Annotated in this window: 18 protein-coding genes; 10 read left to right on the forward strand and 8 right to left on the reverse strand. The window is 72.9% G+C overall.

The genetic code is table 11. The features are described from left to right. Positions 1-116: 116 nt before the first annotated feature. Genes E8M80_RS09350 through E8M80_RS09360 form a run of 3 tightly spaced genes read left to right on the forward strand, consistent with a single transcriptional unit; the run spans position 117 to position 3,360 of the window. On the forward strand, positions 117-1,760 hold the full coding sequence (locus E8M80_RS09350) for an NAD(P)/FAD-dependent oxidoreductase (RefSeq protein ID WP_137125420.1): 1,644 nt from the start codon (positions 117-119) through the stop codon (positions 1,758-1,760). After that, the gene (locus tag E8M80_RS09355; RefSeq protein WP_137125421.1) at positions 1,757-2,932 is read left to right on the forward strand and encodes an NAD(P)/FAD-dependent oxidoreductase; all 1,176 of its coding nucleotides are present in this window, start codon (positions 1,757-1,759) and stop codon (positions 2,930-2,932) included. Before E8M80_RS09350 ends, E8M80_RS09355 begins: the two co-directional genes overlap by 4 nt. 32 nt (positions 2,933-2,964) lie before the next feature. Then, positions 2,965-3,360: a hypothetical protein gene (locus E8M80_RS09360; protein WP_137125422.1), complete on the forward strand. Its 396-nt coding sequence runs from the start codon at positions 2,965-2,967 to the stop codon at positions 3,358-3,360. 3 nt (positions 3,361-3,363) lie between these two features. Here E8M80_RS09360 and E8M80_RS09365 read toward each other — a convergent pair whose 3' ends face one another. Beyond that, positions 3,364-6,438 (reverse strand): caspase family protein, encoded by a 3,075-nt coding sequence (locus E8M80_RS09365; protein ID WP_137125423.1) that lies wholly within the window; start codon positions 6,436-6,438, stop codon positions 3,364-3,366. 4 nt (positions 6,439-6,442) lie between these two features. Next, the gene (locus E8M80_RS09370) at positions 6,443-7,453 is read right to left on the reverse strand and encodes an SH3 domain-containing protein (RefSeq protein ID WP_137125424.1); all 1,011 of its coding nucleotides are present in this window, start codon (positions 7,451-7,453) and stop codon (positions 6,443-6,445) included. Positions 7,454-7,645: 192 nt separating this feature from the next. Here E8M80_RS09370 and E8M80_RS09375 point away from each other — a divergent pair, with 192 nt between their 5' ends. The 3 genes from E8M80_RS09375 (at position 7,646) to E8M80_RS09385 (ending at position 11,309) form a co-directional block, all read left to right on the forward strand. Continuing rightward, a complete protein-coding gene (locus E8M80_RS09375) occupies positions 7,646-8,764 on the forward strand; it encodes a branched-chain amino acid ABC transporter substrate-binding protein (RefSeq protein WP_137125425.1) in 1,119 nt (372 codons plus the stop codon). Between the two features lie 252 nt (positions 8,765-9,016). Continuing rightward, on the forward strand, positions 9,017-9,577 hold the full coding sequence (locus E8M80_RS09380) for an ankyrin repeat domain-containing protein (RefSeq protein ID WP_137125426.1): 561 nt from the start codon (positions 9,017-9,019) through the stop codon (positions 9,575-9,577). Positions 9,578-9,746: 169 nt separating this feature from the next. Continuing rightward, the gene (locus E8M80_RS09385) at positions 9,747-11,309 is read left to right on the forward strand and encodes a sulfatase-like hydrolase/transferase (RefSeq protein ID WP_137125427.1); all 1,563 of its coding nucleotides are present in this window, start codon (positions 9,747-9,749) and stop codon (positions 11,307-11,309) included. 7 nt (positions 11,310-11,316) lie between these two features. Here E8M80_RS09385 and E8M80_RS25880 read toward each other — a convergent pair whose 3' ends face one another. The 5 genes from E8M80_RS25880 to E8M80_RS09405 form a co-directional block, all read right to left on the reverse strand. Next, a complete protein-coding gene (locus tag E8M80_RS25880; protein WP_170979306.1) occupies positions 11,317-11,487 on the reverse strand; it encodes a hypothetical protein in 171 nt (56 codons plus the stop codon). A gap of 104 nt (positions 11,488-11,591) precedes the next feature. Next, positions 11,592-12,086 carry a flavin reductase gene (locus tag E8M80_RS09390; protein ID WP_137125428.1) on the reverse strand — a complete coding sequence of 165 codons (495 nt, stop codon included), beginning with the start codon at positions 12,084-12,086 and terminating at the stop codon, positions 11,592-11,594. A gap of 59 nt (positions 12,087-12,145) precedes the next feature. Next, complete coding sequence (locus tag E8M80_RS09395) at positions 12,146-12,820, reverse strand: DUF3047 domain-containing protein (RefSeq protein ID WP_137125429.1); 675 nt, start codon at positions 12,818-12,820, stop codon at positions 12,146-12,148. A 50-nt stretch (positions 12,821-12,870) separates the two neighbouring features. Next, positions 12,871-13,305, reverse strand: coding sequence for a hypothetical protein (locus E8M80_RS09400; RefSeq protein WP_137125430.1), 435 nt, complete (start codon positions 13,303-13,305; stop codon positions 12,871-12,873). Between the two features lie 93 nt (positions 13,306-13,398). Further along, complete coding sequence (locus E8M80_RS09405; RefSeq protein ID WP_137125431.1) at positions 13,399-13,971, reverse strand: GNAT family N-acetyltransferase; 573 nt, start codon at positions 13,969-13,971, stop codon at positions 13,399-13,401. A gap of 160 nt (positions 13,972-14,131) precedes the next feature. Here E8M80_RS09405 and E8M80_RS09410 point away from each other — a divergent pair, with 160 nt between their 5' ends. The 4 genes from E8M80_RS09410 to E8M80_RS09425 all read left to right on the forward strand — a co-directional run bounded on the left by E8M80_RS09410 (position 14,132) and on the right by E8M80_RS09425 (position 17,434). Further along, positions 14,132-14,962: a CoA transferase subunit A gene (locus E8M80_RS09410; protein WP_137125432.1), complete on the forward strand. Its 831-nt coding sequence runs from the start codon at positions 14,132-14,134 to the stop codon at positions 14,960-14,962. Beyond that, on the forward strand, positions 14,959-15,705 hold the full coding sequence (locus tag E8M80_RS09415) for a CoA-transferase (RefSeq protein WP_137125433.1): 747 nt from the start codon (positions 14,959-14,961) through the stop codon (positions 15,703-15,705). The genes E8M80_RS09410 and E8M80_RS09415 overlap by 4 nt, the downstream gene beginning before the upstream one ends. Further along, positions 15,702-16,091, forward strand: coding sequence for a cytochrome c-type biogenesis protein CcmH (locus E8M80_RS09420; protein ID WP_137125434.1), 390 nt, complete (start codon positions 15,702-15,704; stop codon positions 16,089-16,091). The genes E8M80_RS09415 and E8M80_RS09420 overlap by 4 nt, the downstream gene beginning before the upstream one ends. Positions 16,092-16,201: 110 nt before the next feature. Further along, entirely contained in the window at positions 16,202-17,434 is a 1,233-nt protein-coding gene (locus E8M80_RS09425) for a CaiB/BaiF CoA-transferase family protein (protein ID WP_137125435.1), read from the forward strand. Between the two features lie 67 nt (positions 17,435-17,501). Here the strand turns inward: E8M80_RS09425 and E8M80_RS09430 are convergent, their stop codons facing one another. Continuing rightward, on the reverse strand, positions 17,502-18,512 hold the full coding sequence (locus E8M80_RS09430; RefSeq protein ID WP_137125436.1) for a catalase family peroxidase: 1,011 nt from the start codon (positions 18,510-18,512) through the stop codon (positions 17,502-17,504). Positions 18,513-18,523 lie beyond the last annotated feature (11 nt).

Genomic DNA, 18,523 nt, shown 5'->3' on the forward strand with positions numbered 1-18,523 from the left:
CGCCGGCAATCAAGGCCCGCCCGGGCACGGTCGCGCCTTGCGCTCCCGGTCCGATGCCCGGCCTCGGACCGCAGGGGGCTCCTTCGGCTATCGGGATCCCGTGCTATAGCGCGCCGATGCTGCGGCTGAGCGACCTCAAACTCCCCCTCGACCATCCGCCCGAGGCGCTGGAACATGCCGTGTGCGCGCGGCTCGGCCTGCCGGGCGCCGAACTGCGTTCCCTCCGCGTCGCGCGCCGCGCCTGGGATGCGCGTCGGCGCTCCGACATCCACCTGGTCTATTCCGTCGACATCGAGGTGGCGGACGAGGCCGCGCTGCTCCGCCGCGCCGCGCGGGACCCGGCGCTGGCACGCACGCTGGCGCCCACGCCGGACCTCGCCTATCGCCACGTCGCCCGCGCGCCAGGACCGGGATGGCGCCGCCCGGTCGTGATCGGCACCGGCCCCTGCGGCATCTTCGCCGCCCTGATCCTGGCCGAGATGGGTTTCCGCCCGATCATCCTCGACCGCGGCAAGGTGGTGCGCGAACGCACCAAGGACACCTGGGCGCTCTGGCGCCGGCACGTGCTGACGCCTGAATCGAACGTGCAGTTCGGCGAAGGCGGCGCCGGCACCTTCTCCGACGGCAAGCTCTATTCCGGCATCAAGGCGCCCGAGGCGGTGTCGCGGAAGGTCCTGACCGAATTCGTCGCGGCCGGCGCGCCCGAGGAGATCCTGTTCGTCGCCAAACCGCATATCGGCACCTTCCGCCTGGTGACGATGGTGGAAAGCCTGCGCGCGAAGATCGAGGCGCTGGGCGGCGAATACCGCTTCCGCACGAAGGTGACGGATGTCGTGGTCGAGACCGGCCGCGACGGCACGCGCCGCATCCAGGCCGTCGTGACCGAGGCCGGCGAGACGATCGAGACCGGCCACGTCGTGCTCGCCATTGGCCATTCGGCGCGCGACACCTTCCAGGTGCTGCATGACCGCGGCGTCTTCGTGGAAGCCAAGCCCTTTTCGATCGGTGTGCGGATCGAGCACCCGCAATCCATCATCGACCGCGCCCGCTTCGGCGACTTCGCCAGGCACCCGATCCTGGGCGCCGCCGACTACAAGCTGGTGCATCACTGCGCGAACGGGCGGTCCGTCTATTCCTTCTGCATGTGCCCCGGCGGCACCGTCGTCGCCGCCACCAGCGAGGAAGGCCGCGTGGTCACCAACGGCATGAGCCAGTATTCGCGCGCCGAGCGGAACGCCAATGCCGGCATCGTCGTCGGCATCACGCCGGAACAGGACTATCCCGGCCATCCGCTCGCCGGCATCGCCTTCCAGCGGCATTGGGAGGAACGCGCCTTCGTGGCCGGCGGCGCCGACTACAGCGCGCCGGCTCAGCTGGTGGGGGATTTCCTGGCCGGCCGGCCCTCCACGCATCTCGGCGCCGTGCAGCCGTCCTACAAGCCGGGCGTCACACCAACCGACCTCGCGCTCTGCCTGCCGGACTTCGCGGTCGCCGCGATCCGCGAGGCGCTGCCCGCCTTCGGCCGCCGGATCCGCGGCTTCGACATGGCGGACGCGGTGATGACCGGCGTCGAGACGCGCACCTCCTCCCCCATCCGCATCCGCCGCGGCGCGGACCTGCATTCGGTCAACACGCGCGGCCTGTTCCCGGCGGGCGAGGGTGCAGGCTACGCGGGCGGCATCTACTCGGCCGCGGTGGACGGCATCCGCGTGGCCGAGGCGGTCGGCCGCGACATGGCAGGGCTGGCGGCCGCCGCGTGAGGCACTTCGACGTCATCGTCCTCGGCGCCGGCGCGGCGGGCCTCTTCGCCGCCATGCGCGCGGGGCAGCGCGGTCGGCGCGTCCTGCTGCTCGACCACGCGGACGAGCCCGGCAAGAAGATCCTGATCTCCGGCGGCGGGCGCTGCAACTTCACGAACACCGGCTGCGTGCCCGCGCGCTTCCTGTCGGCCAACCCGCATTTCGCGCGCTCGGCACTCGCGCGCTACACGCAGCACGACTTCATCGCGCTGGTGGCGAAGCACCGCATCGCCTTCCACGAGAAGACGCTCGGCCAGCTGTTCTGCGACGGATCGGCCCGGCAGATCGTGGCGATGCTGCGGGCGGAATGCGATGCCGCGGGCGTCGACCTCCGCCTGGGCCACCGCATCACCGACATCGCGCGCGCCGACCGCTTCACCGTCGCGACCGACCACGGCGCCTTCACGGCCGAGAGCCTGGTCCTCGCCACCGGCGGCCTGTCCATCCCGAAGATGGGCGCGACCGGCTTCGCGCACGACGTCTCGCGCCGCTTCGGCCTGCCGCTGGTCGCCCCCCGGCCGGGCCTCGTGCCCTTCACCTTCGCGGGCGCGGCGCTCGACCTGATGCGCCCGCTCGCCGGCGTGGCGCTGCCCGCCGTCGCGCGCTGCGGGCGCGCAGCCTTCGAGGAGGCGCTGCTGTTCACCCATCGCGGCCTCTCCGGCCCCGCGATCCTGCAGGCGTCGTCCTACTGGCGGGAGGGGGAGGCGCTGACGCTCGACCTCGCCCCCGGGCGCGACGCGACGGCAGCCCTGCTCGCCGCCAAGCGCGCGCGGCCGAAGGCGGAGGCGCGCACCATCCTGGCCGACCTGCTGCCGCAGCGGCTGGCGCAGGCGATGGCCGGGCTGCACCTGCCGCCGCGCATCATCGGTGAGATCGGGGACGCGCCGCTCAAGGCGCTGGGCGGCCTGCTCAAGGCCTGGCGGCTCGAGCCCGCGGGGACCGAGGGCTACGCCAAGGCCGAGGTCACGCTGGGCGGCGTCGACACTGCGGCGCTGTCGCAGCAGACCATGGCGGCGAAGGAGGTCCCCGGCCTTTTCGTGATCGGGGAGGCGGTGGACGTGACCGGCTGGCTCGGCGGCTACAATTTCCAGTGGGCCTGGTCGAGCGGCTGGGTCGCCGGCGAGGCAGCCTAGATTCCGCCGCCTTCGCGCCCCATCCTCCGACGATGCGCGCGTTCCTCCTCCTCGCTGCCCTCGGCCTTGGCGCCTGCGCCACCACAGCCGGCTTCGACGCCCGGATGCAGGCGCTGGTCGGCCTGCCGGAAGGGGACCTGGTGCAGACCCTGGGCGTGCCGGAAGCCGACTTCACGACGCCGGAGGGTCGCCGCTTCCTGCAATACGAACGCCTCGGCCGCCGCGCGCCGGAGACCCCGGCGGTCATCGGCTTCGGCGTCGGCGGCTTCGGCTGGCGGGGCGGCTACGGCAGCGGCGTCGGCATCGGGACGTCGTTTCCCGTCTACAGCGCGCCGCCGGACTGCCGCGTGACCTTCGAGGTCCGGCAGGGCCGCGTCGCGGGCTTCTCGCGGGCTGGCACGGGCTGCCTCGCCGTGCCGCCGGACTGACCGCTACCGCGCAACGGCGGCGATCGGGAAGGACCGCAATTCCCGCTGCGCGGCGCGGAACACGGCGTTCTGCTGGTGTCCCTTCTCGCGCGCCAGTTGCGGCACGCGGCGCATGACCCATTCGCCGAGCGCCAGCGCCGTCACGCGCCCCTCGGCATCGGCCGCCGCGCGTCCGCGCAGGCCCTCCATCAGCGCATAGGCGAAGACGCCGTTGCGGTCGTCGTAGGAATCGAGCGCCTCCTGCACGCTCGACGAGGCCGCCAGCAGGAACCGGCCCGTGTCGTTGCCGATCGCGGCGAGCTGGTCGATGTCGATCTGCCCGGCGTAGCAGGTGTCGATCATGATGAAGGCGTCGCGCGCGCGGATGCGTGCCAGCGCCGCGACCAGCGTCGCGTCGTCGATGCCCTGCTGGCGCAGTGCCGCCATGCTGCTCGTGTCCCGCACGTCGGACGGCAGGAACAGGAAGCGGTTGCCGGGCTGCGCCACGATGCCGTGGCCGGCGATGTACAGGATGAAGGTGTCCGCCGGCGCGGTATCGCGCGCGGCGGCCGCCAGAGCGTCCAGCACGCCGCGGCGCGTCGCCCGGCCATCGGGCAGCATCCGCACGTCGACGTCGCGGAACAGCCCGGCGCCGGCCGCCCGCAGGGCATCGCCGACCGAACGCGCGTCGGGCGCCGCGAAGCGAAGGTCGAGGTCCGACAGCGCGTAGTCGTTGACGCCCACCGCCAGGACCACCAGGCGGCCGAGGCCGGGCGCCACCTCCGGTTCCCCGGGACGGCGCAACGTCAGCGTCGGGCCTTCGGAGAACAGCACGCCGTCGCTGCCATAGAGCCGCGTCGCGATCCGGTTGGAGCCGCCATCGAGGGGAACCTCGACGCTGGTGTCGCCCGCCGAGGGTTCGGCGCGGGCCGCGATCCGGTCGTTCACGAGGACATCGAGCGGCCCGAAGCCCAGCCCCCGGTCGGTCGCGGTGAAGCCCATGCGGAGCGCGCGCGCCCCTTCGGGCAGCGCGCGCGCGTCCCACCCGATGGGCTGGCATTCCTCCCCCACCACGGCGCAGAGGGTGCCGCCGGCCAGCAGCGGCAACCGGCCGATCCGGCTGCGCACTTCCCCGAGCTGCGCGAGTCGTTCCTGCGCGGGGGCGAAATCCCCCGCGATCCGCCCGCGCACGGCCCGTGGCGCATAGAGCGCGCGATAGGCCTGCTGGAACGACGCCCATTCCGGCGTCTGGTTGCGTCCGGCATTGAGGTGGACGCCCACCAGTTCCTGCCCGCCATTGGCGCCGTGGTCGAACAGCCCCTCCGGCGTCCAGAGCACCCAGCGCAGCGTTTCGGCGTGGACGAACAGCGCGGCGATCTCGCGCAGCGCCCCCGCCTCGAAGCGGTACCAACGGATGGTGCCGTCGCCGAGCGCCGCGACCCCCATCTCGCCGGCCACGGACACGCCCCAGACGGCGCCCGGCGTCGGCACGGAATCGATCAGCCGGCCGCGCGCGTCATACATCCGGAGGTGGTTGTCGGTGCCCAGCAGGAAGCCATCCTCGTTCACCAGGATCGCAAGGCTGCGGGCGAATTCGCCCTCGCCCATCTGCAGCGGCTGGTTGCCGAGGCGCGGCCTGTTCGAATTGCGCCAGTCGAGCACGCGCAGCCGCGGTGTCTCGGTGCGCGCGACGCTGAAGCCCGCCTCTCCGCGCCAGGCGGCCAGGCTGCCGGTCAGCGGGTCGAAGACCAGCGGCGCGCCCCCCGCGCGAAGCGAGAACAGCGGCTGCGTGCCGTCGGCCGAAAGCGCCAGCGTCACGCCCGTGTTGCGGAAGTCGCCACCCGGCGAATGCGGCGCGAGGGCAAGTGTCCCGTCCGGCGCGATCAGGCCCCAGCCCGGATCGGCCGCGGCGTAGGCAAGGCCGCCCTGCGGCAGCGGCAACAGGTGCGCGATCGCATCTCGCGCCGCGGCGATGTCGGTCGAGGGGCCGAGGCCGAAATCGGCCCACCGCCGGATCAGGAATTCCCGCGGCGAATCCGCCGGCGTCGCCGGTGCGGCGGCGGGCGCTGCCGGCTGCTGCTCCCGCACCGCCAGCCCGCGCGAGCCGGCGGAGGTCGTGCTGCCGGCATCGCCACGCGCGCCCCCGCCCGGGCGGGGCGGGGCGGCGGGCCGCGTGCCGGGCGCCGGTGCCGCGACGGCGCGTTGCGGCCGCGCATAGCCCGCGGCGTGGAGCTGCACGCCGCCGCGCGCATCATGCGCCCAGGTGACGGCCGGCAGGCCCTCCCCCGCCAGGCCCGAGACATCGGGCGCGAAGACGGCGCGCAGGTCGGCCGCCGCCAGCACCTCGACGCGCAGCCGGTCCTCGAAGCCAACGGCGATCAGCGACCCGTCGGGCGAGAAGGCAATGCCATAGGGCCGGGCGCCCTGCACAGGGGTGCGGTTCGCGATGCGCTGCCCGTCCGGTGCATAGACGCGGATGCCGCCATCGGCGGAACTTGCCGCGAGCCGCCCCGCCGCGTCGAAGGCGACCATGCGGGCCGGGCCGGTATAGGCGCCGTCCTCGAAGACCAGGCGGCCGTTGCGCGCGTCCCACACCTTGATGCCGGCGCGCCCGCCGAGCGCCGCGGCTAGCCGCGTGCCGTCCGGGGAGAAGGCCAGGTGCTGCACGGGCGCCGCGAGCCCCGGCAGCCGCGCTTGCAGGCGCCCCGTGCGGGCATCGAACAGGTAAAGCGCGAAGCCGCCGTCCCAACTGCGCGCCGTGAAGCCCGCGGCGGCGACGCGCGCCCCGTCGGGCGTCATGGCGACGGCGTAGAGCTCCCCCTCCGGCCCCGTCCCCATCGGCGGGCGAATCACGAGGCGCTGCGACCCCTCGGGCAGGTTCCACAGCCGCAGCGTCTTGTCGTCGGACACGGTGGCGAGGACCGATCCCGTCGCATCGGTCGCGAGCCGCGCGACGGGCGCGATATGCGCCTCCGCCTCGATGCGGAGGAAGGGCTGCTGCGGCGGGCCGTCCGGCGCCTGCGGCCGGGCCGGCGCGCCTGGCAGGACCAGGAGCGCCGCCGCGAGCCAGAGGCCGCGGAGCAGGCGGCGCCCGCCCATCCGCTCAGCCGGCCAGTTCGAAGCCCTGGCCCTGGGCCAGGCGGTCGGCGTTCTGCACGCTCTCGGCGAAGTTGTCGCGGCGCGCGATATTCGAGGCGGCGAGCTGGCGGAATTCCCCTTCCTGCCCACGGCCACCGACCTCCGCCCCCGTGCCGAGGCCGCGCACGCCGACAGCAGAGGCCGGCACGTAGCCGCTGACGCCGGAGGAGGTGGTGACCTCGGCGAAATTGCCCTGGGCGGGGCGCACGGTCACCTGCTCGTTCGGGGCGATCTGGCCGATCGCGGGCGCACCGGCGTCGGGGCGGATCCGGATGGGTGCGGAGACGCGCGTCGTCGTCGGCTGCGGCGGCGCGCTCCGGCGCGCGGCCACCGCCTGCTTGGTGCCCGGGGCCAGCGTTTCGATCGCGGTGTCGAACTCGGCGCCGCGGGTGCCGATCTTGTCGTTGATGGCGCGCGCCAGCGCCACGTCGCGCCGCATCAGGTCGCGCTGGTAGGAGAGCTGCGCCACGGCCGCGTTGCGCGGCAGGCGCCCGGCCCGCGCGTCGCTGCGAATGCGGTTGGCCTCCATCACGCGGCAATCGACCAACTGGTTGAAGGCGAGCTGCGTGCGGTCGAGCTGCGCGTTCTCGGTCCTGAGGTCGCCGCCCACCGCGACGACCAGGCTGGCCTGATCCTGCGCCTGTCGCTGGCGCGCCTGCAGGTAGCCGACGGTGCCGCCGACCACCGCACCGGCCAGAGCGCCGATCGCGGCGCCGATCAGGATGTCGGACCCGCGCCGGCCCGTCGCCGCCGCGATGCCGCCGCCGGCGATCGCGCCGGTCGCGCCGCCGATCGCGGCCCCGCGAAGGATGTCCTCGCCGAAGAAGTCGCCGGTCGAGTCCAGCGCGACCACCTGCGCCCGGCACACGTCGCGCCCGTCATCGACCCCGATCCGGCCGGCCTGGGTGGAGACGCAACCGGCCAGCATGGCTGCGGCGGTGATGCTGGCGACCGAACGGCGGAGGGGAGCTCGCATCAAAAAATCTCCGGGGGCAACCTCAACGAGACACGCTAACAGCCGACGAACCGCCTTGCCAGAGGATCCGCGGCAGCCTGTGCGCAAGGTCACGCTGGGCAAGCCGCCTGCGGCTCCTTAGGTTCCTGTTCAGGGGGTCGCGCCCGCGCCGACGGGGCGGGGGCGCGGCCGGCTCAAGACAGGGAGAGACGAATGTTCACCACTCGCAGGCTGGTGCTCGGCGGCGGCGTTGCCACGCTGGCCGTCGGGCGCGGCGCGCTCGCGCAGGGCTCCGGCCCCATCCGCATCGCGACCGCCGGGCCGATGACCGGCCAGTACGCGGCCTTCGGCACCCAGATGCGCGAAGGTGCAACCCAGGCGGTCACGGACATCAACGCCGCCGGCGGCGTGCTCGGCCGGCAGCTGGCGCTCGAGGTCGGCGACGACGCCTGCGACCCGCGCCAGGCGGTCTCGGTCGCGAACCAGATGGCCGGGCGGCGGATCGCCTTCATGGCCGGGCATTTCTGCTCCGGCTCCTCGATCCCGGCGCGCGACGTCTATGCCGAGGAAGGCGTGCTGCAGATGTCGCCGGCCTCGACCAACCCGCGCTTCACCGACGAAGGCAAGTGGAACACCTTCCGCGTCTGCGGCCGCGACGACCAGCAGGGCCAGGTGGCGGGACGCTACATCCTGCAGAACATGCGCCAGCGGCGCGTGGCGATCCTCCATGACAACTCGGCCTACGGGAAGGGCCTGGCGGACGAGACGAAGAAGGCGCTGAACGCGGGCGGCATGCAGGAGGCCATGTACGCCGCCTACACGCCGGGCGAGCGCGACTACAACGCGCTGGTGTCCCGCATGAAGGCGGCCAACATCGACGTCATCTACCTCGGCGGCTACCACACGGAAGGCGGCCTCATCATCCGCCAGGCCAAGGAACAGGGGATGAACGTCACCCTGATCGGCGGCGACGCGCTGGTGACGAACGAGTTCTGGCAGATCAGCGGCGCGGCCGGCGAGGGCACGCTGATGACCTTCTCCTCCGATCCGCGCAAGCGCCCGACGGCCGCCGAGGTGGTCGCCCGCTTCCGCGCCCGCAACGTCGATCCCGAGGGCTACGTCCTCTATACCTACGCGGCCATCCAGATCTTCGCGGAGGCCGCGAAGAAGGCGAACAGCGTGGATCCGCGGCGCCTCGCCGCCGTGCTGAAGGCCGACGGGCCGTGGCAGTCGGTGCTCGGCCCGATCTCCTTCGACCCGAAGGGCGACGTCACGGTGCCGGACTACGTCTTCTACATCTGGCGCAACGGCTCCTACGCCGAGATCTCCTGACGAAATCTGTTGCGGCGCGGCGCTGCGGCGGTGCAGCATCGCCACGTCAACAAACGAAAGGAGGTGATCCGGTGTCTCATCGCTTCATTCGGGCTGTCGCGCCCGTGGCCCGGATCACCGCGGGGCGCTAGGCGCCGCGGGTCACCAGGGTTTCGCGGGCCGCACACCGGCCACGCGATGGGAAGGCCCCGGGGGGGAACCCCCGGGGCCTTCTGCGTTCCATGACGCCATGCGCCGTGGCAGGATCCCGCCATGGCCGACACCGAGAGCCCGCATCGTCGCCTGCGCCGCTGGCAGGCCGCGGAGGCCGCGGCGGCGCGCGGCGACCTCGCGGCGTTCCGCGCGGCGCTCGGCGACCCGGAGGGCTTCCCCGCCGCCCGGCTTGGCCTCGACTTCCATGGGTGCGCGGACCGGCCGCTCGACATCGCCATCCGCTGCGCGCCGCCCGGCTTCGTCGCGGCGCTGATCCGGCTCGGCGCCGATCCGCGGGCCCCGGCCGAGGATGGTTTCCCACCCCTGTTCCAGGCGATCGACGCGCCGCGGGCCGACCGCCTGCGGGTGCTTGGCGTGCTGCTCGAAGCCGGTGCCGACCCCGAGCAGCGCGGCATGAACGACGGCACCGCGCTGCATCACGCGGTGGAGCGGCGCGACCTCGCGGCGATCCGGCTGCTGCTCGCGCATGGCGCCGACCCCGGGGCACGCACCCGCATCGACGATTTATCGACCCCGATCGAGGATGCGGAGGCGACGGGCTTCGCCGAGGCCGCAGCCGCGATGCGCGCGGCCCCTTCCCCGCCGGGGCCGCGTCGCTAGAGCGGCGGCTCCTGTCCGACCGGCGGCAGCGACGCCGGCTCCCGCGCCCCGACCCGGCCACCCCACGGCAGCGCCCTGGATGGCTTGCCGCGGCCGGGCGGCGGCCCGGTGCCGGTCCTGCGCAAAACGCTCTAGGCTCGCACCCCGGGGCAGGCCAGGGGACGCGCGCATGACCATCCGCAACGTGCTCTATGTCATGTGCGACCAGCTGCGCTGGGACCACCTCGGCTGCAATGGCCATCCGTTCCTGAAGACACCCAACATCGATGCGCTCGCCGCGCGCGGGGTGAATTTCCGGCAGGCCTACGTGCAGTCGGGCATCTGCGGGCCGTCGCGGATGTCGGCGTATACGGGGCGCTACGTCTCCTCCCACGGCGCAACGCACAACCGCGTGCCGCTGTCGGTGGGCGAGGTGACGCTCGGCTGGCACCTGCGCGAAAGCGGCCGCACGCTGGCATTGGCGGGGAAGACACACATGCTGCCCGATGCGCGCGGCATGAAGCGGCTGCTGCTCGACGGCCAGGACGAACTCGCGGTGCTGCTGCGGGAGGGCTGGTTCACGCTGGTCGACCGGCATGACGGCCATCATGCCGAGACCGACAGCGCCTATGCCGACTGGCTGCGCGCGCAGGGCTACGACAGCCGCGACCCCTGGACCGACTTCGTCATCGCCGTGACCGACGAGGCCGGCGCCACGCAGAACGGCTGGAAGATGCGCCACGCCCGCCTGCCCGCCCGCGTGCGCGAGGAACACAGCGAGACCGCCTACACGACCGACCGCGCCATCGGCTTCATGGAAGCGCAGGGCGAGGCGCCCTGGGTGCTGCACCTGTCCTACGTGAAGCCGCACTGGCCCTACATCGCGCCCGCGCCGTACCACGCGCTGTATTCTGCGGATGAGTGCCTGCCCGTCGCGCGCGACCCGGCCGAGCGCGGCGCCGCCGCCCACCCCATCCTGCGCGAATTCCAGAACGAGGAAGTCGCGCAATCCTTCCAGAACGACGCCTGCATCGCGACCGTGCGCCCGGCCTACCAGGGGCTGATCGCGCAACTCGACCATCACCTCGGCCGCGTCTGGGAGGCGCTGGAGCGCCTCGGCCGCTGGCACGACACGCTGGTGGTCTTCACCTCCGACCACGGCGACTACCTCGGCGACCATTGGCTCGGCGAGAAGGAGCTGTTCCACGACTGCATCCAGCGCGTGCCGATGCTGGTCTTCGACCCGTCACCCGAGGCGGACGCGACGCGCGGCGCCACCGACGACCGCTTCGTGGAGGCGATCGACGTGGTGCCGACCATCCTCGACGCGCTGGCGCTCGACGCGGCGCCGCATGTGGTGGAGGGACGCTCCCTGCTGCCATTGACGCGCGGCGCGGCGCCGGCCTGGCGGGACGCGGTGTTCAGCGAGCTGGACTGGACCTTCCGTGGCGCGCGGCGGCGCCTGGGGCTGAAGACCGGCCAGCACCACGCCTGGATGGTGCGCACGGACCGCTGGAAATACGTCCATTGGACGGATGGCTTCCGGCCGATGCTGTTCGACCTCGTGGCCGATCCGCAGGAATTCCAGGACCTCGGCGCAGATCCGGCGCTGGAGGGGGTGCGGGAGGCGATGCGCGAACGCCTGCTCGGCTGGTTCACCGGCCTCCGGCGGCGCACGACGCTGACCTGGGCCGACGCCGAACTGCGCACAGACCGCCACAAGGCGGCCGGCGTCTTCTATGGGGAGTGGTAGCGCGCGGTCAGCGCGCGATGAAGTCGTCGGGCCCGGCCTCGGTCGTCTCGGGCAGGTCTGCGGCGAGGTCCTGCACCACCGCCGCGACCCAATCCGCCGCCGTGGTGCCGAGGGCGGCGGCGCGGCGCGCGATCTCCTGAGCCACGTCGTCGGGCAGGGACACCGTCACCTCGGTCATGCGCACGCTCCTGGTCCTGTTGTCGCGGCAGGAGTCTAGGCCAGGAAGCCTTTACGCCGCCTTTGCGGCTTCGGCATGGGAGGGATGCGCGCGCACCCGCCGCCTCATCCCACCCCGATGCTGTGGTAGTCGCGGCTGAACCAGATCAGCCCGCGCGAGGCCGCGCCCTGGCGCACCGCCTCCACCTCGGCGAACAGCACGCTGTGCGTGCCGCGCTCCACCACCTCGACGATCCGGCAGTCGAAGGACACGGTGCAGCCGTCGAGTGCCGGCGCGCCCGTCGACAGCATTCCCCAACTGGCATGCGAGAAGCGCTCCGCGATGTCCGCCTCTGCGCTGCGGCCGGCGAAGCGGGCCGAGAGCTCTTCCTGCCCAGGCGCCAGGCTGTTCACGCAGAGCACGCCATTGTCCTTGAACAGCCTGTTCTGCGGGCTGCCGCGGTTGAGGCAGACCAGCAGCGTCGGCGGATCGTCCGTGACCGAGCAGACGGCGCTGACCGTCAGCCCGCCCAGCCCGGCAGGCCCGTCCGTCGTCACGATGTTCACCGCCGCGCCGAGGCGGGACATGGCATCGCGGAATTCCTGGCGCGTCACGGTCATCGGGGCAGTCCTGGAAAGCGGGCACGAAGGCGCGCCGGAGGTGGAAGACAGGCGCGCGATCAGGACCGGCGCGGGCATGAAGTGAAGCGGATGTCCTCGATCCGCGCGAGCAGCCGCGAACCGGTGTCGTCGACATCCGAGGTGACGGCGATCTTCTCGACCGGCGGCGCGATGCCGCCGAAGGTCTCGCGCCAGAGGGCGCCGAGGTCAACGTGTTCCTCGTGCCACACGCCGCGCGGCGCGGTCGCCGGGCGCAGGACGAAGACACGGCCGAGGCCGGCCATGTAGGGGCTCTCGAAACCGCGCGGCTCATCCCCCGTGCCGCCCCAGACGAACAGCAGCGCGGCGCGCGGCAGGTGGCGCCCGCCAGCGCTGGCCTGGGCCAGGCGGTGCTGCGTGCGCTGCCAGGCGCTGGCCTGCGGCGGCCAGCCGGCGAAGCCGATGCTCACGGACAGCGCCCGGTCGTCCCCACCGCGACGGTCGAGGCGGGTGGGCGGCGGGCCTTCGTCGACGCGCCAGCGCCAGCTGAGGCATTCCGCCGGACGGCGCTCCCAGCGCCACAGGAAGCCACCCTGCCCCTGTCCGCTGACCGAGATGCCGCCCTGCGGCGATACCTCGAACCGCGGCACGGCGATGCCGCTCCAGCCGCCGGCCTCCCAGCCGGACGCCGCATCGCCCAGGCCCGGGGCCAGGGCGACGGAAGCGGCCACGGCGAGGGCGGCTGACCAGCGCATGCCCCAAGATTTGTTGCCCGCGGGGCCGCGGACAAGGGGCCGCGCGCCGGTCAGCGCTTGACGACGCCGCCCTGCCCGCCGCCGAACTGGCCGCCGCCGAGGCTGCCGCCGCCCAGGTTGCCGCCGCCGAGGTTGCCCTGCGGCGCGACGCCGCCGTTCCGATAGGCGTTGGTCACGGCGTCCACGAGCCGGCCGCTGTCGTTTGCCTGGTCCGACACCCAGGCGAAGACGACGGCGATGCCGCGGCCGGAAATGCAGCGGATCGTCAGCGCCTCCTCCCCCCGCCAGGCGAACACGGTCTGCCGGTCGCGCGAGATGTTGGCGCGGAAGCCGAGGTTCTGCGCGGCACGGGTGCCGATCTCCAGGCATTCCTCCTGGTCGCTGCGCGGCAATTCCGCCCAGGCGGTCGAAACCGACGCGGCGATGGCCGGCGCGGCCGCCAGCATGAGGGATGCGGCGATCGCGGGGAGCATCTTCTGGGACACGGGAGCCTCCTGCCGGGTCAATTCGGACGGCTGTCGATGTGGCACCGAACCATGAAGGATGTCACCCGGCTTCGCCATGAAGCGCATCACGCATCACCCGCCGTCCCGGTTTGGCGTCGTGCCACCGCCCGCGGGGCGCCCGATGCGATAGAGCAGGTGCCGCCGCATCGGATGGCCCTCCGGCAGCCGCGGGTGGTCGAAAGCGCCATCCGGCCGCATGCCGAGCCGCTCCATCAGATGCCAGGACGCCACGTTGCCCGGCACGGTGAAGGCGACGATCTCCGGCAGCCTGAGCACGCCGAACCCGAAGTCGAGCGCGATCCGCGCGGCGGCCTCGGCATGGCCCCGGCGGCGGAAGGGGGCCGCGATCCGCCAGCCGATTTCGACCGCCGGGGTGAAGTGCGCCTGCCAGGGAATGGTCATCAGCCCGACCACGCCGACGAAGGGTGCGCCGCCGCGCTCCTCCACCACCCAGAAACCCCAGCCGTGCAGTTCGAAATGCGTCTGCATCCGCTCGGCCCAGGCGTCGCTCTCGGCCCTCGACATCACATCGGGGAAATGGCGCATGCTTTCGGCATCGCCGTTGATCGCAAACAGGGGCGCGAGGTCGGTGTCCCGCCATGGACGGAGGGTCAGGCGGTCGCCGTGCAACGTGACCGTTTTCATTGTCGCGTGCAGCTTATCCGTGCTGTCCCCCCACGCGAGTGACCTGAATCACAGGCGGGCGGGACGGCCCCGGCCGCCGCATGCGGCCGGGGTTGCGTCGCACACCCTGGCCCGCCGCCGCGCCGGCGCGTAGAAACCCGGGGCACGGAGGACCAGCCCGATGATGTTCGAGAGCCCGGACGCCCTGGCCGCCCAGATCCCCGACGGGGCGCTGGTCGCGATGCCGCCCGACAATTCCCTCCCCTCGGTCGCGCTGGCCAAGGCGCTGATCCGCAAGGGCGCGCGGGGGCTCCGGCTGCTCGGCGTGCCGGTCAGCGGCTTCGCGACCGACATCCTGATCGGCGCGGGCTGCGTGGCCGAGGTCGAGACCTCCGCCGTCTCGCTCGGCGAGGCGGGCTTCGCGCCGCGTTTCGGGGCGGCGCTGAAGGAAGGCCGCATCACGGTGCGCGACGCGACCTGCCCGGCCATCCACACCATGCTCCAGGCCGCCGAGAAGGGCGTACCCTTCATGCCGCTGCGCGGCCTGATCGGGAGCGACATCCTGGCCCATCGGCCGGACTGGAAGGTGGTGCCGAATCCGTTCGCGGCCGACGGCAAGGACCCGATCGTGCTGCTGCCGGCGAAGCAGCCGGACTTCGCGGTGTTCCACGCCGCGATGGCGGACAGCGAGGGCAATGTCTGGCTCGGCCGCCGGCGCGAATGCGCGACCATCGCGCACGCTTCCAGGGCCGCGCTGGTGACCGTCGAGCGGGTGGTCGAGGGCAATTTCCTCGAGGACGAGCGGATGGCCGCGGGCGCCATCGGCGCGACCTACGTCACGGGCTTCGCGATCGCCGAGCGCGGCGCGCGGCCCTCGGCGCTGCTCGACGAATACGGCTTCGACGCGGCCTACGTGGCCGACTACGCCCGCGCGGCGAAGACCGAGGCAGGCTTCCGCGCCTGGCTCGACCGCGAGGTCTTCTCCACCCCCGCCAAGGTCGCCGCGGAATGATCGCCCCCGAGGAACGGATCGCCGCGGCACTGGCGCGGCTCATCCTCGACCCGGCCGCGCCGCCGGCGCGGCACATCGCGGTCGGCGCCGCCTCCCCCATGCCGGCGGCGGCCTGCTGGCTCGTGAAGCTGATGGGCCACCCGGTCCGGCTGTCCCTGCTGCACAAGCGGAGCGGCAACCCCTTCACGGAAGGCACGCGGGAGCTCTTCGACCTCACCGGCCAGGGGCGGATCGACCTGTTCTTCCTGGGCGGCGGGCAGATCGACGGCCAGGCCAACCTGAACCTGGTCGGCACCGGGGACTGGCCCGGGATGGGCGTGCGCTTCCCCGGCAGCTTCGGCAGCGCCTTCATGTACTTCATGACGCCGCGCACCATCCTGTTCCGGGAGGAACATTCGCCCCGCGTGCTGGTCGACCGCGTGGACAACATCAGCGCGCCCGGCGTCTCGCCGCCGGGCGTCTTCCGCCGTGGCACGGCGCAGGCGCTGGTCACGGGTAAATGCGTGTTCCGCTTCCACCCGGACCGCGCGCGCTTCTCGCTGCAGAGCCTGCACCCCGGCGAGACGGTCGAGGGCGTGCGCGCCGCAACCGGCTTCGCCTTCGACGCGGCGGACGAGGTGCCGGCGACACCCGATCCGACCGAGGCGGAACTCGCCCTGCTGCGCGGGCGTGTCTGCGACGAGATGGCCGAGACCTACCCCGAGTTCTGCGCCCGCGTCTGGGGGCGTGCCCAGGCGGCATGAGCGGGTCGCTCGCGGATCCGGAACTTTCGGCGCTGATCCTCTGGTTCGTGCTGCCGGCCGCGCTGCTGGCGGGCGGCGCCTGCCTGGCCTTCTGGTGGGCGCGGCGCGCCTGGGTGGTGGTGGAGGCCGTCATCCGCTCCGTCCCCGACGGCGGCGTGGGCGCCACCGAGGTCGCCTGGCGGAACGAGGCGGGCGAGGTGCGGGTCGCGCAGGTCTTCCTGCCATCCCCCAAGGGGCCGCGGGCGGTTGGCACGCTGGTCGCGCTCTCCCACCCCCCGGGCCAGCCCGAGGCGCTGCAGCCCGGCACGCCCGGCCCGCTGCTGGCCGGGGCCGTGGCGGCGGGGCTCGTCGCCATGCTCTGCATCTCGGTGCTGCTGGGCGTCTGACCGCGCGCCATACGGTTCGACAAACGCGCGGCCCTGACGCATCTTCCGGCCCGCAAACGCGCGGCCCCGATACGTCTTCCGGGCCGCATCCTTACCGGGAGGGTCCGGCCATGGACGACAACGCGGCAATCGAGACGGGTGCGAGGCTCTCCCCCGGTGCGCTGGCGGGCCTGCGGGTGGTCGACCTCACGCGCGTGCTGGGCGGCCCCTACTGCACCATGGTGCTGTCCGACCACGGCGCCGAGGTCATCAAGCTCGAGCCCCCGCAGGGCGACGAGGTGCGGGACTGGGGCCCGCCCTTCAACGCCGATGGCGACGCCTCCTATTTCGTGGGCGTCAACCGCAACAAGCGGAGCGTGGGCCTCGACCTGTCCAAGCCCGCCGGGCGGGAGGTGCTGATGCGCCTGCTCGACGGCGCCGACGTGCTGATCGAGAACTTCAAGCCGGGCAGCATGGAGAAATGGGGCCTGGGCTACGAGGCGGTGCTGTCGCAGCGCTTCCCGCGCCTGATCCATTGCCGCGTCTCGGGCTTCGGGGGCGAGGGGCCGCTCGGCGGCTTCCCCGGCTACGACGCCGTGCTGCAGGCGATGGTGGGCCTCATGTCCATCAACGGGACCGAGGATTCCGGCCCGACGCGCCTCGGCAACCCGATCGTGGACATCGCGACGGGCCTGTTCAGCACCATCGCCATCCTGATGGCGCTGCATGAACGCGAGAAATCGGGCCGCGGCCAGTACTGCGACATGACGCTGCACGATTGCGGCATGGCGCTGCTGCACCCGCACGCCGCCAACTACTTCCTGTCCGGCAAGCGGCCGAAGGCCACGGGCAACCCGCACCCGAACCTGGCGCCCTATTCGAAGTTCACCACGCGCACCTGCGAGATCTTCGTCGCCGCCGGCAACGACCCCGCCTTCCGCAAGTTCTGCGACTTCCTCGGCATCCCCGAGGTCGCGAAGGACCCGCGCTTCGCCACGAACGGGGAGCGCGTGGTCAACAAGGCCGCGCTGGGCGAGGTGCTGAACGCGCGCTTCGCCGATGAGGACGGGCACGAGCTGACCCGGCGCATGCTGGCGGCTGGGCTTCCCGCCGGCCCCGTGCTGCACGTGGACGAGGCGATGGCCGCGGCGCACACGGCGCATCGCAACATGGTGGCCGAGATCGGCGACTTCCGCGCGGTGAACACGCCGATCAAGCTGAGCCGCACACCGGGCGGCGCCCGCACCGCGCCGCCGCGCTTCAACCAGCACGGGCGCGACGTGCTCGCCGCGCGCGGCTTCACCGAGGCCGAGATCGCGGCGCTGGAGAATGATGGCGTGATCGTGGGGGCGCGGAAGAAATAGGCGGACGGGACGGGGGGGCGTTTTCCCCCCGCCCCCTCCACACGCAGGACGCAGGCGGCGACGCGCCCTACGGCGTGCGCCGGGACAGCGAGACCGCATAGGCCGCCGCACGCGCCTGCAGCACCGGGTCGTCGCTCATCTCGATGCCCGGCGCCTGGTCCAGGATCATGAAGCTGATCGGGTCACACGGCCCGCCGGGCCCGGCTTCCACCGAGGTCACCACCAGCCGTCCCACAACCGTGCGCGGCCGGTCCTCCGGCCAGGCGACAGTCGGGTTCAGCAGGTCGTCCCCCTGCCCAGGGAATTGCAGCACCATGTCGAATTCGACCGGCCCGGCGGCGATACGGCCGCGCAGTTCGTCCGCCAGGAAGTTCGGCCCCATCGACTGCATCTGCTCGGCGGTCAGGCGCGCGACGCCGGCGCGCGGCTCGAAGACCCAGCGCGCCGGACGCACCTGACCATCCTGGCCGCGGAAGAGGAAGGTGTTGACGCCCCAGTAGGGCGTGGTGGCGAAGCTCGCCGGCGGGTTGTTGGCGGCGAGGAAGCGGCCCTGGTTGGCTACCGAGGGGTTGGCCGCGACGAAGGCGGCATAGGCGGCGGCACGTTCGGGGTTCGGCCGGCCGGTCGCGGGGTCGTTGGCGCGCGAGAGCAGACCGTCCACCAGCGCCTGCGGTGTCGGCGCGCCGAAGACCGGCGCGGAGATGTTCGCCATCTCGAACAGCTCGCCCGCGGGCGATTCGAAGCGGATCGACAGGCCCCGCGTGCCGCGCGCGGTGTCCGACGCATTGGGATTGGCGCCGGCCACGCCGAAGCGGATCACCGCGCTGTTGCGCTGGCCGCTGAACACCGGCGCGACCGACAGCCTGGTGCCCTCGGGCGTGGCCGTAAAATGGCCCGCGGCGCAGGTGCCCTTGGGGTGGCTGGGCCGATGGGTGCGCACGGGGCCGAGCACGGCCTCGAAGGCGTTGACGATGGTCTCGGGGTCCGGTTGCGCCGAGGCCGGCGTGGCGGCCGCAAGCGCACCCGCGAGGACGGCCGCTGCAACATGAAGGCGGGACAGGCGGATCGGGCTGGTCATTGTCGTGGTCG

Source organism: Roseomonas sp. HF4 (assembly GCF_005222755.1).
Classification (GTDB): Bacteria; Pseudomonadota; Alphaproteobacteria; order Acetobacterales; family Acetobacteraceae; genus Neoroseomonas.